Below are 12,981 nucleotides of genomic sequence, written 5' to 3'. Positions count from 1 at the left end.
CACCCAATAAACGAAGGAATTGCCCCTCCGGCAATTTCCCCTAATCCCGCCGGAAGGCCTCGCGACCGAGTGCGGAAGCGGCACCCAGGGCAGCGATCACCGCCGCCACCAGCGACAACAACAGGGCGAGGGTCTTCTGGGCCCATCGTCGTTCGGCCAGGTCCCGCTCCGAAGGCCGTAGCACCGTGATCGGACGCCGCCAGTCCACCCCGCTCTCCTCCGGCAACGGCAGCGAACCCGTGTAGGGCGGCGGAAGCGTCAGGCCCGTCGCCGTCCAGGCGGCGCTGAACATGACCACGCGCATCACCAGGTTGATCCAGACCAACAGCCCGACCAGGACCGCGAAGGAGGCGTAGATCGGGTTGCCCAGCGTGCTCGCCAGCAACGTCGTCGCCAGGTTCTTGAGCACCTCGAACGCGACCGCGCCCAACAGCGCGCCCCGCCACATCACCGGCGTCGGCCTCCCCTCCCCCGAGAGCAGGGAGAAGATCAGCACGAACAGGCACATGTTCACACCGATCGCGATGACCAGGCCCAGAGCGCGCAACGCCAGGCCGGCCGGCAGGGAGCCGTCCAACCCGACCAGTGAGAGCACGAACATCGTGGAGCTCTGCGCGAAACCGGTGAAGGCCACCGTGAACACCAGCGCCGCCCCGAGCCCCAACATGACCACCAGGTCGAGCAGCTTGCGCACCAGGAAGTTCGGCCCCTGGCCGGGCTTCCTCAACCAGATCGTGTGCAGGGCCTCCCGCAGCGACCAGATCGAGTTCAGACCCGCGTAGAGGAGACCCAGGGCGCCGATCACCCCGGCGCCCACACGCGCCTCGGCGATCTGGTCCATCGGCAACTGTTGCGACAGCCCGGGGAGGACGTCGTCCAGCGCCTTCTCCAGGTACGTGGAGAGCTCCACCTGGAGCGACGCCAGATAGCCGACCACGGCGAAGGCCAACGCCAACAGGGGAAAGAAGGACAGGAACGCGAAATAGGTGACCGCCCCCGCCAACTGGCTGCCGCCCCGGTCGGAATAGCGACCGTACGCCCGCACCAGGTGATCCGCCCACGCGTGGCGCCGCCGCAGCTCCCAGTGACCGTCCATCACCAGGTGCCGGTAGCGCGCGGCCGTCCCCTTGGCCCGCTCCAGGATCGTGGGCATGTTCCTCCAGGCTGTGTTGGTTCGGCTCCCCGACCTCCCACGCCCCCGCGGCGAGGTGGGAGGCCGTGTACCGGTGGAGGCGCCGGAAGCCACAGTTCGGGATCAACCTAGACCCGTCGGTGCGCTCCGGAGAAAACCCCACGCCCGGACACTCCCGAACCCACGGCAGACTGAAGAGTGGCGAGAGACCGACGGCGGAGGGCTGAACATGGGCGTCACCGGGGCACGGCTGCGGGCGGTGCTGGGGGCGGGACACGCGCGCCCCGTGGGGGTGTGGCCGGAGGCCTCCCCCGGTCCCTCCGCCCTGACCGCGGGGTTCACCCGCTGGTTCGGTACGCCCCCTTCCGGTCTGTGGCACGCTCCCGGGCGTCTGGCGCTGATGGGCGAGCACACGGCCGCCTCCGAGGGGCCCGCCCTGTACGTCTGTCTTCCGTGGGGCGTGACGGCCGCCGTCGGCACCGCCGAGGACCCCGGGGTCCGGGTGGCGACGGTCAACGGCCCGCTGAGCGAGCGGCACCGGGCCGTACGCGAGGTGGCGTCGGTGGTGGCGTCCGCGCGCGACGCGGGCCTGCTGAAGGCCGATCACGGCGTGCGGGTGGTCCTCGGCTCCGACCTGCCCGAACACTCCTCCCTCGGCCACTCCGTCGCGGTGGGCGCCGCCGTGGCCCTGGCCCTGTCCGACCTGGCCGGGACCACACCGCCCGACGGGCTTCCCGTGGCGTTGAAGGTCGGCCTGGAGGCCCGCTCCGGCCATCTGGTGCGGGTGAACCGGCGGGGTGGCCGCACCGCGCTGTTCCCCTTCGATCTGGAGGGCTCCGACCTGCGGCTGGTGGTGGTGGACACCGGCGCGCTCCCCCGGCGGGACCTCCGACCGATCCGGGCCGCCGAACTGGCCCGCGCCCAGGAGGCGTTGGGCCCGCTGCGCGCCGTTCAGGACCTCCCCGCCGCGCTGCGCCGGATCCAGAACCCGGCCCTGCGCGACCGTGTGGAGTTCGCGGTCACCGAGACCCATCGGCTCAACGCCGCGGTCGGCCTGCTGCGCGAGGGACGGTTCGGGGAGGTCGGACCGATCCTGTCCGCCTCGCACCTGTCCCTGCGCCGGTTCGACCTGCCGCTGCCGGCGGTGGAGACCGCGGTGGAGTCGGCCGCGCGTTCGGGCGCGCGCGGCGCCCGAATGTCGGGTTGGGCCGGAACCTCCTACGCCCTGGTGCCGTCCGAACGGGTGGAGAACGTCGTCTCGGGTATCCGTGAGGCCTTCCGCGTCCGGGGTCGCCCCGAACCGCGGGTACGGGTCGCACTGCCTTCCGAGGGCGCTCGCAGAGTGGACTGATCCCCCGACCCTCCCGGGTCCCGGTTCGCTCGCCGACGGCCGCCGGCGGCGAACGATTCGAACCGGACTACCCTGTCAGCGATCACAAGGGACAAAGGACACACCGAGCGGCATACGGCGCCGAGCAGATAGGCGAAGACCCATGGCTGACCGACGACACCGGGACGATCCCGGCTCGACCGGCGAGCACGACAGAGGCGGCGTGTTCCGGCGCGCCGGCGACCCGGGAAAGCCGGACGAGTTCGAGAGGCTCTACCGCTCCCGTGAGTCCGAGCAGCGCGTGGTGGGAGAGACCCGCCGCCTCCCCCCGGCGGACCGGGTCCCCCCGCACCGGCCGCCCCGGCGTCGTACCCACGCCGAGGGACGCGAGTACGACGGGCGCGGGATCAAGCGCAGGGCCAGGGAGCAGCGCAAACGACGGTTCCGCACCACCGCGATCATCCTGTTGGTGGTGCTCTTGGTCGCGCCGACCTCGTTCTACCTGTGGGCGAACTCCCGTCTGGAGCGCGTGGACGCGCTCCAGGACTACGACGGCCGTCCCGACCGGGCCCGCGGCACCACCTACATGATCGTGGGCTCCGACAGTCGTGACGGGCTGGACGACGACCAGATCCGTGAGCTGTCCACCGGTCGCGCCGAGGGACGTCGCACCGACACGATCATGGTCCTGTACATGCCCCGCGACGGTGACCCCACCATCGTCAGCGTGCCGCGCGACTCCTACGTGCCGATGCCCATCCCCGGGTACGCCGACAACAAGATCAACACGGCCTTCGCGGACTCGGTGTGCGGCACCGACGAGGAGGGCGAGGAGATCTGTGGCGGCCCCGCTCCCCTGGTGGAGGCGTTCGAGCGCGCCTCGGGCGTGCGGATCGACCACTACGTGGAGATCGGCATGGGCGGCTTCGTCGACCTGGTCGACGCGGTCGGCGGCGTGGAGATGTGCCCCGAGGAGCCCATGGAGGACCCCAAGGCCGGTCTCGACATCGAGGCGGGCTGTCAGGAGATGGACGGCGGCACCGCTCTGGGCTACGTCCGTACACGAGCCACCCCCCGGGCCGACCTGGACCGGATCCAGCGTCAGCGCGAGTTCTTCTCGGCGCTGATCCAGAAGGCCAGTGCCCCCTCCACCATGTTCAACCCCTTCCGCGCGGTGCCGCTGGTGACGGCGGGCACCGACACCTTCATGGTCGACGAGGGCGACAAGCTGCGGCATCTGGCGAGCATGCTGATGGCGATGCGCGGCGGCACGCAGACGACCGCGGTTCCGGTCGGCGAGACCCCCACCCTGGACGGCGTGGGCTCGGTCGTGCTGTGGGACCAGGCCAGGTCGGAGATGATGTTCGACGCGATGCGCGAGGGCGAGCCCATCCCCGAGGAGGCCATGCAGGATTGATCCCCCTCCGGGCGGGCGGAGGTCCGCCCGGAAAGGACGAAGGGCCCGTCACCTCGGTGACGGGCCCTTCTTCATGACGTTCCGTACTGTGCGCGCCTACCCCCCAGCGGGCGCACGGCCGGCACGTCGGTCATGGTGGCTCAGGGGCCGCGAGGCCGCCCTGGCCTGCCGGTTCTCACCGGCGTGCCTCCACAATAAGTCAAAGTTCATGAAAGGCGCGAATCGGATCCACGTGTCCTACGTCGCATTGGCACCATGAGTCCCACGCCGACACCGTCATCCTCCCACCTCGAGGACCTCCGTGTCGCCCGAACACGGGAAACACGCCGAGGAAGTCCGCCACTTCCGCGGTCGCGAACCCCCGCGAACACGGCGTTCCGCGCGTCTCACCCGCTGAGATCCGGGAACGACGACGCCCGGGCGCCCCCTCACGGGGACACCCGGGCGTGACCGGTGTCTCACTCGGGTCGTCGGCTCACGACGACCGTGGTGGGACCTAGGCGAGACGCTTGCTCAGGTTCTCGTCCAGAGCGGCGAGGAACTGCTCGGTGGTCAGCCACTCCTGCTCGGAGCCGACCAGCAGCGCCAGGTCCTTGGTCATCTGGCCGCCCTCGACGGTCTTGATGACGACGTCCTCGAGGGTGTTCGCGAACTCGATCACCTTCGGGGTGTTGTCCAGCTTGCCCCGGTGCTCCAGACCGCGGGTCCACGCGAAGATGGAGGCGATCGGGTTGGTCGAGGTGGGCTTGCCCTGCTGGTGCTGGCGGTAGTGACGGGTCACGGTGCCGTGGGCGGCCTCGGCCTCGACGGTGCGGCCGTCGGCGGTGCGCAGCACGGAGGTCATCAGGCCCAGGGAGCCGAAGCCCTGCGCGACGGTGTCGGACTGGACGTCACCGTCGTAGTTCTTGCAGGCCCAGACGTAGCCGCCCTCCCACTTGAGCGCGGCGGCGACCATGTCGTCGATGAGACGGTGCTCGTAAGTGAGGCCCGCGGCGGCGAACTTCTCCTTGAACTCGGCCTCGAAGATCTCCTCGAACACGTCCTTGAACATGCCGTCGTAGGCCTTGAGGATGGTGTTCTTGGTCGACATGTAGACCGGGTAGTTCCGGTCCAGGCCGTAGTTGAGGCTGGCCCGGGCGAAGTCCTCGATGGACTTGCGGTAGTTGTACATGCCCATGGCGACGCCGCCCGCCTCGGGGAACTCGGCGACGTCGAACTCGACCGGCTGGCTGCCGTCGGCCGGGGTGTAGGTCATGGTGACCGTGCCGGGGCCGGGGACCTTGAAGTCGGTGGCCTTGTACTGGTCGCCGTGGGCGTGACGGCCGATGATGACCGGCTTGGTCCAGCCCGGCACCAGCCGCGGCACGTTCTCACAGATGATGGGCTCGCGGAAGACGACGCCACCGAGGATGTTGCGGATGGTGCCGTTGGGCGACCGCCACATCTTCTTGAGGCCGAACTCCTCGACCCGGGCCTCGTCCGGCGTGATGGTGGCGCACTTGACGCCGACGCCGTGCTCCTTGATGGCGTTGGCCGCGTCGACGGTGATCTGGTCGTCGGTGCGGTCGCGCTCCTCGATGCCCAGGTCGTAGTACTTCAGGTCGACGTCGAGGTAGGGCAGGATCAGACGGTCCTTGATGAAGGACCAGATGATCCGGGTCATCTCGTCGCCGTCGAGCTCGACTACGGGGTTTTCGACCTTGATCTTGGCCATGGCTGTGCGGCTGTCCCTTCAGTCTTCGCCGCCTCGTGCGGCGGAGCGGCGGCGCCGGTTCGTGACCGGTGCCGCTCCGCGCGCGGCGATCCCTGATCCCGCCCGGTGTCCGTGTCATCCGGGGAGGCGGCGCTTATCGGTGTCGCGGTATCTCGACATCAAGCTTATTAGACGCTCATGAGGAGAGTTGCGGCGCCACCCATGCCAGGACGATCAGAAGGACCGCGAGGGTCACCAGTGTGAGCAGATCGACCCATCGGCGCCGCACCGCCAGCAGTCCGATCCAGTCCTTGGGCAGCACCAGACGGAAGGTCGCGGCGAGCAGCAGCGCCCCCGCGATGATCGCCGGTCCCCGTTTGAAGTAGGCGGCGGCCACGACCACGATCCCCGCCGCCAGGGTGGACAGCACCAGCGCGTAGGGGACCTGGGAGAGCCAGTACGGCACCGCCCTCCGGACCGGGGCCTTCCTCTCGCCCGCGCCGTCGTCGGGGATGTTCCCGTCCGACCCCGCCACCTCAGCCTGCTCCGCGTCGTTCACCGCGTCCCGACCTGTTCGCTTCCGAGTTGCCTGGCCGCCTCGCGGCTCGTTCTCACGGTCTCTCCCGGGCCGCCGGCCCGGATCGGCCATCCTTCGTCCGGGACTCTGTCCGAAACCGAACGGCGCTCGACCACGGCTCACGTTCGGGAGGCTCCGGCCGATCCCCTCTGAGATCGCGTTCCGCCCTGGGAGGGACCGCGCCCATTGTAGTGTCCGGCCCCGGTGACACCTCAGGTCTCACCGAAACGGACCCACTTCCCTAGTGAGGCTCCGGCGACCGTTTCCCGCTTCCGGTTCGGCCACAAGACCGTAATCCCGGGCCTTATCCCCCTAACTGCGGGGTAAGCGCGTAGAACACGTACCAGCCGGGTAACCCAGCTGGAGATTGAGTGCACCGGTGAGCGAGGACCTACCCCCATGAAGCCCACGCGTCGTATCGATCGGACCGCCACCCCACGTCAACCCGCCCTCCCCCACCGCCGCTCCTACCCGCACCGACCGCACACCGGCGGTTCGGGGGGATCCGCCGTGGAGGGCCCCTACCTTCGTGTCGAGGAGACCGGAGAGGTCCGCCCCCTCGCGGACGAGGTCACCACCGTCGGCCGCGGCGAGGGGACCGACATCCGCCTGGACGACCAGAGCGTCTCCCAGCTGCACGCCGAACTGATCCGCCGCGGACCCTACGTCTACGTGGTGGACCTGGGTCTGTCGCGTAACGGCACTCGTGTCAACGGCCGTCCGATCGCCCGGCGGGTCCTGGAGGAGGGCGACGTCGTCAGCTTCGGCACCGCCCGTTGTCGGATCGGCGGGCTTCCCAAGGAACAGTTGAGCCCCGACAAGGTGCTGCGTCGCGGTGCCACCCCCGAGCTGACCCGACGCGAGCTGGACGTGCTCACCGCCCTGTGCCGCCCGGCCCTGTCCGAGGAGGCCTTCGTCGCCCCCGCCACCGCCCGCGACATCGCCGAGGCCCTGGTGGTCACCGAGGCGGCCGTCAAACAGCATCTCCTGCGGCTCTACCAGAAGTTCCGCATCCCGGAGGGGCAGAACCGGCGTACCCGTCTGGCCAACGAGGTGGTCGCCCTGGGGTTGGTCCGGCCGATGCCGGTGGGAGACCACTCGCGTCGCGCCGTCTGAGCCCGTGCCCGGCACACCGAAGGGGCGGTCCCGTACGGAACCGCCCCTCGCCGTGGACCGGTGCGCTCAGGACCGGGCCGCGGCCTGACGCTCGGCGGCCTCGACCACGTTGACCAGCAGCATCGCCCGGGTCATCGGGCCCACTCCCCCGGGGTTGGGGGAAAGGTGCCCGGCGACGCCCTCCACGCCCGGGGCCACGTCTCCGACGAGACCGGCCTCGGTGCGCGAGACGCCCACGTCCAGCACGGCCGCCCCCGGCTTGACCATGTCGGGGGTGATCAGCCCGGGCACCCCGGCTCCGGCGACGATGACGTCGGCCTTACGGGTGTGCTCGGCCAGGTCACGGGTGCCGGTGTGGCACAGGGTGACGGTGGCGTTCTCCGAACGGCGGGTGAGCAGCAGCCCCAGGGGGCGGCCCACGGTGACGCCGCGTCCGACCACGACGACCTCCGCGCCCTTGAGCGGCACGTCGTAGCGGCGGAGCAGCTCCACGATGCCGCGCGGTGTGCAGGGCAGCGGGGCCTCCTCCATGAGGACGAGCCTGCCCAGGTTGACCGGCTGGAGACCGTCGGCGTCCTTGACCGGGTCGATCAGGTCCAGCACGCGCCCCTCGTCCAGCCCCTTGGGCAGGGGGAGCTGCACGATGTAACCCGTGCACGCCGGGTCCTCGTTGAGCTCGTGGACGGCCCGCTCCACGTCCGCCTGGGTGGCGTCCGCGGGCAGGTCGCGACGGATACTGGCGATGCCCACCTGGGCGCAGTCCCGGTGCTTGCCGCGCACGTAGGAGTGGCTGCCGGGGTCGTCCCCCACCAGTACGGTCCCCAGCCCGGGGGTGATCCCCTGGGCGTGCAACCGCGCCACCCGCCCGGCCAGATCCTCCTTGATGGCCTTGGCGACGGCCTTTCCGTCCAGAACGATCGCGCTCATGCGTTGCTCCTGCTCGGTTAGTGGAAGAAGTGGCGGGTGCCGGTGAGGTACATCGTGACCCCGGCGGCCTCGGCGGCGGCGATCACCTCGGCGTCGCGGACCGAACCACCCGGCTGGACGACGGCGCGGACGCCGGCCTCGGTGAGGATCTCCAGACCGTCCGGGAAGGGGAAGAAGGCGTCGCTGGCGGCCACGGCGCCCTTGACCCGGTCTCCCGCGCGGGAGACCGCGAGCCGGGCCGAGTCGACCCGGTTGACCTGGCCCATGCCGACACCGACGGTGGCGCCGTCGGCGGCGAGCAGGATCGCGTTGGACTTGACCGCGCGCACGGCGGTCCAGGCGAAGGCCAGGTCGGCGAGCGTGGCCTCGTCGGCGGGGGTGCCGGTGGCCAGGGTCCAGGTGGCGGGGTCGTCGCCCTCGGCGTCGACGACGTCGGTGTCCTGGACCAGCAGACCGCCACTGACCTGACGGAACTCGCGGCGCGGCCCCTTGGCCGGGTCGGCGACCACCAGCAGGCGGATGTTCTTCTTCGCCGACAGGGTCCGGACCGCCTCGTCCGAGAAGCCCGGGGCGACGACGACCTCGGTGAAGATCTCGGCGATCTGCGCGGCCACCTCGGCGTCGACCTCGCGGTTGGCGGCGATCACCCCGCCGAACGCGGAGACCGGGTCGCCCGCGTGCGCCTTGCGGTGGGCCTCGGCGAGGTCGGTGCCCACGGCGATACCGCACGGGTTGGCGTGCTTGATGATGGCCACGCACGGCTCGTCGAAGTCGTAGGCGGCGCGCAGGGCGGCGTCGGCGTCGACGTAGTTGTTGTACGACATGGCCTTGCCGTGCAGCTGCTCGGCGCCGGCGAGACCGCCGGAGGCGCCGACCTCGGTGTAGAGGGCGGCCTTCTGGTGCGGGTTCTCGCCGTAGCGCAGACCGCTCTCACGGGTGTACACCGAGGCGCGGAAGGCGGGCAGGCCGCCCTCGTCCGTCTCCGTGTCGGGGGCGTAGGCGGTCGCGAACCACTCGGCGACCGCCGCGTCGTAGGCGGCGGTGTGCTGGAAGGCCAGCCCGGCCAGGGCCTTGCGCCGGTCCAGGGTGAAGCCGCCGGCCCGGACCGCCTCCAGCACGGAGTCGTAGGCGGCGGGGTCGACCACGATCGCGACGCTGCCGTGGTTCTTGGCGGAGGCGCGCACCATGGCCGGACCGCCGATGTCGATCTTCTCGATGCAGTCGGCCTCGGAGGCACCCGAGGCGACGGTGTCGGAGAAGGGGTAGAGGTTGACCACGACCAGATCGAAGGGGGCGATGCCCAACTCGTCGATCTTGGCGACGTGGTCGGGGTTGTTCCGGTCGGCGAGCAGGCCCGCGTGCACGGAGGGGTGGAGGGTCTTGACCCGGCCCTCCATGATCTCGGGGAAGCCCGTGACGTCCTCGACCGGGGTGACGGGCACGCCCGCCGCGGTGAGGGTGGCGGCGGTGGAGCCGGTGGAGACGATCTCCACCCCGGCCTCGGCCAGACCCGCGCCCAGGTCGGTCAGACCGGTCTTGTCGTACACACTGATCAACGCACGCCTGATGGCCTGCTGGGTCACCGGTTCTCCTTCGTGTCGGTGCGGCCGAACCGCACGTGCCTGCCGTCGACGGTCCAGCCTTCACGGGCGAGCCGGCCGACCGTGTCGACCAGCATCCGCCGTTCCACGACCTTGATCCGTTCGTGGAGGCCGGACTCGTCGTCTCCGTCCTCGACGGGCACCGCGACCTGGTCGATGATCGGCCCGGAATCGACGCCCTCGTCGAGGAAGTGGATGGTGGTGCCGGTGATGCGGACACCGTGGGCGAGCGCGTCGCGTACCGCGTGCGCGCCGGGGAAGGAGGGGAGCAGGGCCGGGTGGATGTTGACCGCCTGGTGCCGGCCGACGACGGCGGGCCCCAGGATGCGCATGAAGCCGGCGGAGACGACCAGATCGGGTGTGTACTCGGCGATCCGGTCGGACATGGCCGTATCCCATTCGGCACGGTCGGCGTAGGCGCGGAAGGGGACCACGAAGGTGGGCACCCCCGCCTCCCGGGCGACCTCGATACCGCGTGTTCCCTCGCGATCCGTACCGACTGCGACGATCTCGACCCCGTAGTCGGGGTCCTTCGCGGCCTCCATCAGAGCGGCCATGTTGCTGCCCGCCCCGGATATGAGAACCACCACTCGCGCGGACAAAGCGTGCTTCTCCCTCACGTGTAGAAGAACGATGCGGAGAGGCCCGAGGCCCTCCGCTCCCGGGGGCGCCGGGGGACGGCGCGGCATCCGGAATGCGCGTACGTCCGGCGCACACGCCGGACCTGGGCCTACTCGGCCCGTCCGCGTTCCCACCCTATCGGTCCGGGTAGCGTCTACCCCACGCGGACCTCAGTTCCATTCGCGTCCAAGACGACCCCGCGCCGCTCCGGCGCCGCGGACCACGGCGCCCCGCCCCGCACGGTGCCATCGAAGGAGTGAACCTGTGACCGACCACAGCCCGGAGTCCCGGACCGACGGCCAGCCACCGAAGGTGGAGCGAGGCGGCTTCTGGGGGCTGTTCCTCGGGTTGGCGGGTTTTCTGTTCCCGCCCTACAGCGGAGTCCTGTCCGCCTTCGGCCTGGTGCAGGGGCTACGCGCCCGCCGAGCGGCCAGAGCCCACGGCTCCGAGGCCCCCGGCGCCCTGGCGAGTATGGCCGTGGGCATGGTGGGCGTGGTCCTCTCCGCGTCGATGATCGCCGTGCTGTTCGTCTACAACGGGCCGGCCACCGAGTACCGGGACTGTTCGGCACGGGCCCAGACGGTCTCCAGCCAGAAGGAGTGCGACCAGGCCTGGAAGTCCGAGACCGGGCTGCCCACGGCGATCGCCGGAGGGTAGGTCCGCGGGCGCGTGCGCGCGGGGCGTCGGGAGATCCCGACGCCCTTTTTCATGCTCGAAGAAGCTTGATGTCCGCTTTATCTGGTCGATTCTCCCCCTCGACCCTCGGTTTCCGGACAGTTTCGGAAGGGAAAAGGCCGTTTCTCAAACCGTCGGGCAGACCCAAAGGGATTACACTTAGTATGCAATCACTTACTAAAAGTGCTGCCATGTCTGTGTGGAGAGGACCCGATGGCCACCGACGTCCCCGGCCCGTCCGGACCGGAACTGAAGGAGTACACCGCACTCTTGAGGCGCCGCCGGCGGCTCGTGGTCGCGGGTGTGCTGGGCGGACTGGTCCTGGCCACCGCGGGGGCGTTCGCCGTGCCCTCCACCTACACCTCCGTCACCGCCGTCCAAGTGCACCCGACCGGCATGGCCGAGTTCACCGGGGAGCGCTCCGGCCGCCTGACCGGCGACGTCAACCTCGACAGCGAGGCCCAGGTCGTCCTCTCCGACCGGGTCGCCGGCGCCGCCGCCGAGGAGATCCCCGGCTCCCCCTCGGCCGAGGACGTACGCGAACACGTCGACGTGACCGTCCCGCCCAACAGCAACATCATGGAACTGCACTACTCCGCCCGCTCCCCGGAGACCGCGCGCACGGGCGCCGCCGCCCTCGCCGACGCCTACCTGGAACAGCGTGGAACGCAGGTCCGGAACCTCATCGACGGCCATCTGGAGACTCTGCGGGCCGAACAGCAGGAGCGTTACGACGCGCTGTCCGAAACCGCCCCCGGCGACTCGAACGCCGGTGAGAGCGCCCGCGCCGACGCCCTCCGGCAGGAGATCGGCGACCTCGGCAACATGATCGGCCCGCTCGGCGCCCTGCGCGAGACGGTCTCCCCCGGTCAGGTCCTCACCCCGGCCGACCTGCCCGCCTCGGCCTCCTCCCCGATCCCGGCACTGTGGATCGTCGCGGGCGCGGCCCTCGGGCTCCTGGCCGGGCTCCTGACCGCCGTCGTGCGCGACCGGCTGGACCCGCGCCTGCGCGACACCGAGGACACCGCCCGGATCGCCGGCCTGCCCGTCCTGTTGGACCTGTCCACTCCCGGCACGGACCCCGACCGGACCCCGGGGCTGCTCACCGAGGCCGACCCCGACGGCCGGCGCGCCGACGAACTCGCCCACCTGATCCGTGCCCGCGCGTCCGTCGGAGGGGCCTCCGTGGTCGACGGAGTGTCCGCTTCCGGCCAGGTGATCGTGGTCACGGGCACCACTCCCGGGCGTTCGGGGATCGCCGCCGCCGTGAACCTGGCCGCCGCCCTGGCCCGGGGTGGCTCCGACACCCTGTTGGTGTGCGCCGACCCGCGCGCCGACTCCATGAACGCCCTCCTCGGGCTCGACGAGGGCCCCGGTCTGGCCGAGATCCTCGTCGACGGCGAGAACCCCGACGACCTGGTGGTCCGCCCCTCCGGGCTCCCCCGTCTGCGCGCGCTGCGGTACGGCCGTCCGGGCGTCACGGCCCCGTTCCAAGGCGGCGCCGCCGAGCTCGTCGACCTGCTCCGTCCCCGCGCCGAGTTCGTGGTCATCGTGACCGCCTCCGCCGGAGAGCGCGCCGACGCCCACGCGCTGGCCGCCCACGCCGACCTGCTGCTCCCGGTGGTGGAGCTGGGCCGGAGCCGCCGCGAGGTCCTGAACGAGCTGATCACCGCCGGCTCCCGCTTCGGGGTGGCCGTGCCCGGCTCGATCACGGTCCCCCGTCAGCCCGCGCCCGCCCCCCTGCCCGAGTCCGTCCCGTCCGCGCCCCCGCGGCCCGCCGAGGCCGACACGTCCGAGGCCGAGGCCGAGAAGGACGAGGAGACGAACGGCTCCGACTCGACCCCCTCCGTCGGCGCCGGGGCCGCCTCCGCGGGATCCCGACGTTGACGGCC

The 12,981-nt window shown here is 70.9% G+C and carries 11 protein-coding genes; 5 read left to right on the top strand and 6 right to left on the bottom strand.

Features of this window, described 5'->3' with window-relative positions:
* Positions 1–40: 40 nt before the first annotated feature.
* Positions 41–1,153, bottom strand: a complete 1,113-nt coding sequence (locus tag D451_RS0103195) for a YihY/virulence factor BrkB family protein (RefSeq protein WP_026124785.1) — start codon at positions 1,151–1,153, stop codon at positions 41–43.
* 208 nt (positions 1,154–1,361) lie between these two features.
* Here D451_RS0103195 and D451_RS0103190 point away from each other — a divergent pair, with 208 nt between their 5' ends.
* Positions 1,362–2,483 (top strand): galactokinase family protein, encoded by a 1,122-nt coding sequence (locus tag D451_RS0103190; RefSeq protein ID WP_014910863.1) that lies wholly within the window; start codon positions 1,362–1,364, stop codon positions 2,481–2,483.
* Between the two features lie 142 nt (positions 2,484–2,625).
* On the top strand, positions 2,626–3,879 hold the full coding sequence (locus D451_RS0103185; RefSeq protein ID WP_014910162.1) for an LCP family protein: 1,254 nt from the start codon (positions 2,626–2,628) through the stop codon (positions 3,877–3,879).
* A 496-nt stretch (positions 3,880–4,375) separates the two neighbouring features.
* On the opposite strand, the gene D451_RS0103180 is transcribed toward D451_RS0103185, so the two are convergent.
* Both D451_RS0103180 and D451_RS0103175 read right to left on the bottom strand, forming a co-directional pair.
* Positions 4,376–5,593 (bottom strand): NADP-dependent isocitrate dehydrogenase, encoded by a 1,218-nt coding sequence (locus tag D451_RS0103180; protein WP_014908604.1) that lies wholly within the window; start codon positions 5,591–5,593, stop codon positions 4,376–4,378.
* Between the two features lie 175 nt (positions 5,594–5,768).
* Positions 5,769–6,131, bottom strand: a complete 363-nt coding sequence (locus tag D451_RS0103175; protein ID WP_017533403.1) for a DUF3017 domain-containing protein — start codon at positions 6,129–6,131, stop codon at positions 5,769–5,771.
* A 528-nt stretch (positions 6,132–6,659) separates the two neighbouring features.
* On the opposite strand from D451_RS0103175, the gene D451_RS0103170 reads away from it, so the two are divergent.
* Positions 6,660–7,265: an FHA domain-containing protein gene (locus tag D451_RS0103170; protein WP_014909505.1), complete on the top strand. Its 606-nt coding sequence runs from the start codon at positions 6,660–6,662 to the stop codon at positions 7,263–7,265.
* Positions 7,266–7,331: 66 nt separating this feature from the next.
* Here D451_RS0103170 and D451_RS0103165 read toward each other — a convergent pair whose 3' ends face one another.
* The 3 genes from D451_RS0103165 to purN are packed head-to-tail and all read right to left on the bottom strand — an operon-like array spanning position 7,332 to position 10,383.
* Positions 7,332–8,192, bottom strand: coding sequence for a bifunctional methylenetetrahydrofolate dehydrogenase/methenyltetrahydrofolate cyclohydrolase (locus tag D451_RS0103165; RefSeq protein ID WP_014909936.1), 861 nt, complete (start codon positions 8,190–8,192; stop codon positions 7,332–7,334).
* 17 nt (positions 8,193–8,209) lie between these two features.
* On the bottom strand, positions 8,210–9,775 hold the full coding sequence (purH, locus tag D451_RS0103160; protein WP_014909912.1) for a bifunctional phosphoribosylaminoimidazolecarboxamide formyltransferase/IMP cyclohydrolase: 1,566 nt from the start codon (positions 9,773–9,775) through the stop codon (positions 8,210–8,212).
* Positions 9,772–10,383 (bottom strand): phosphoribosylglycinamide formyltransferase, encoded by a 612-nt coding sequence (gene purN, locus D451_RS0103155; protein ID WP_026124784.1) that lies wholly within the window; start codon positions 10,381–10,383, stop codon positions 9,772–9,774. The genes purH and purN overlap by 4 nt, the downstream gene beginning before the upstream one ends.
* A gap of 295 nt (positions 10,384–10,678) precedes the next feature.
* Here purN and D451_RS0103150 point away from each other — a divergent pair, with 295 nt between their 5' ends.
* Positions 10,679–11,071 (top strand): hypothetical protein, encoded by a 393-nt coding sequence (locus D451_RS0103150; protein ID WP_017533401.1) that lies wholly within the window; start codon positions 10,679–10,681, stop codon positions 11,069–11,071.
* A 231-nt stretch (positions 11,072–11,302) separates the two neighbouring features.
* Positions 11,303–12,976: a YveK family protein gene (locus tag D451_RS0103145; protein WP_026124783.1), complete on the top strand. Its 1,674-nt coding sequence runs from the start codon at positions 11,303–11,305 to the stop codon at positions 12,974–12,976.
* The last annotated feature ends 5 nt before the right edge of the window (positions 12,977–12,981 follow it).

The organism is Nocardiopsis alba DSM 43377 (assembly GCF_000341225.1).
In the GTDB taxonomy this organism is placed as follows: domain Bacteria; phylum Actinomycetota; class Actinomycetes; order Streptosporangiales; family Streptosporangiaceae; genus Nocardiopsis; species Nocardiopsis alba.
The sequence above is the reverse complement of the archived record's forward strand: the minus strand, read 5'-3'. Positions and strand labels throughout refer to the sequence as shown.

Coding starts and splice junctions, on each gene's coding strand:
- D451_RS0103195 (WP_026124785.1), bottom strand. CDS start 1,153: ATGCCCACGATCCTGGAGCGGGCCAAGGGGACGGCCGCGCGCTACCGG.
- D451_RS0103190 (WP_014910863.1), top strand. CDS start 1,362: ATGGGCGTCACCGGGGCACGGCTGCGGGCGGTGCTGGGGGCGGGACAC.
- D451_RS0103185 (WP_014910162.1), top strand. CDS start 2,626: ATGGCTGACCGACGACACCGGGACGATCCCGGCTCGACCGGCGAGCAC.
- D451_RS0103180 (WP_014908604.1), bottom strand. CDS start 5,593: ATGGCCAAGATCAAGGTCGAAAACCCCGTAGTCGAGCTCGACGGCGAC.
- D451_RS0103165 (WP_014909936.1), bottom strand. CDS start 8,192: ATGAGCGCGATCGTTCTGGACGGAAAGGCCGTCGCCAAGGCCATCAAG.
- D451_RS0103145 (WP_026124783.1), top strand. CDS start 11,303: ATGGCCACCGACGTCCCCGGCCCGTCCGGACCGGAACTGAAGGAGTAC.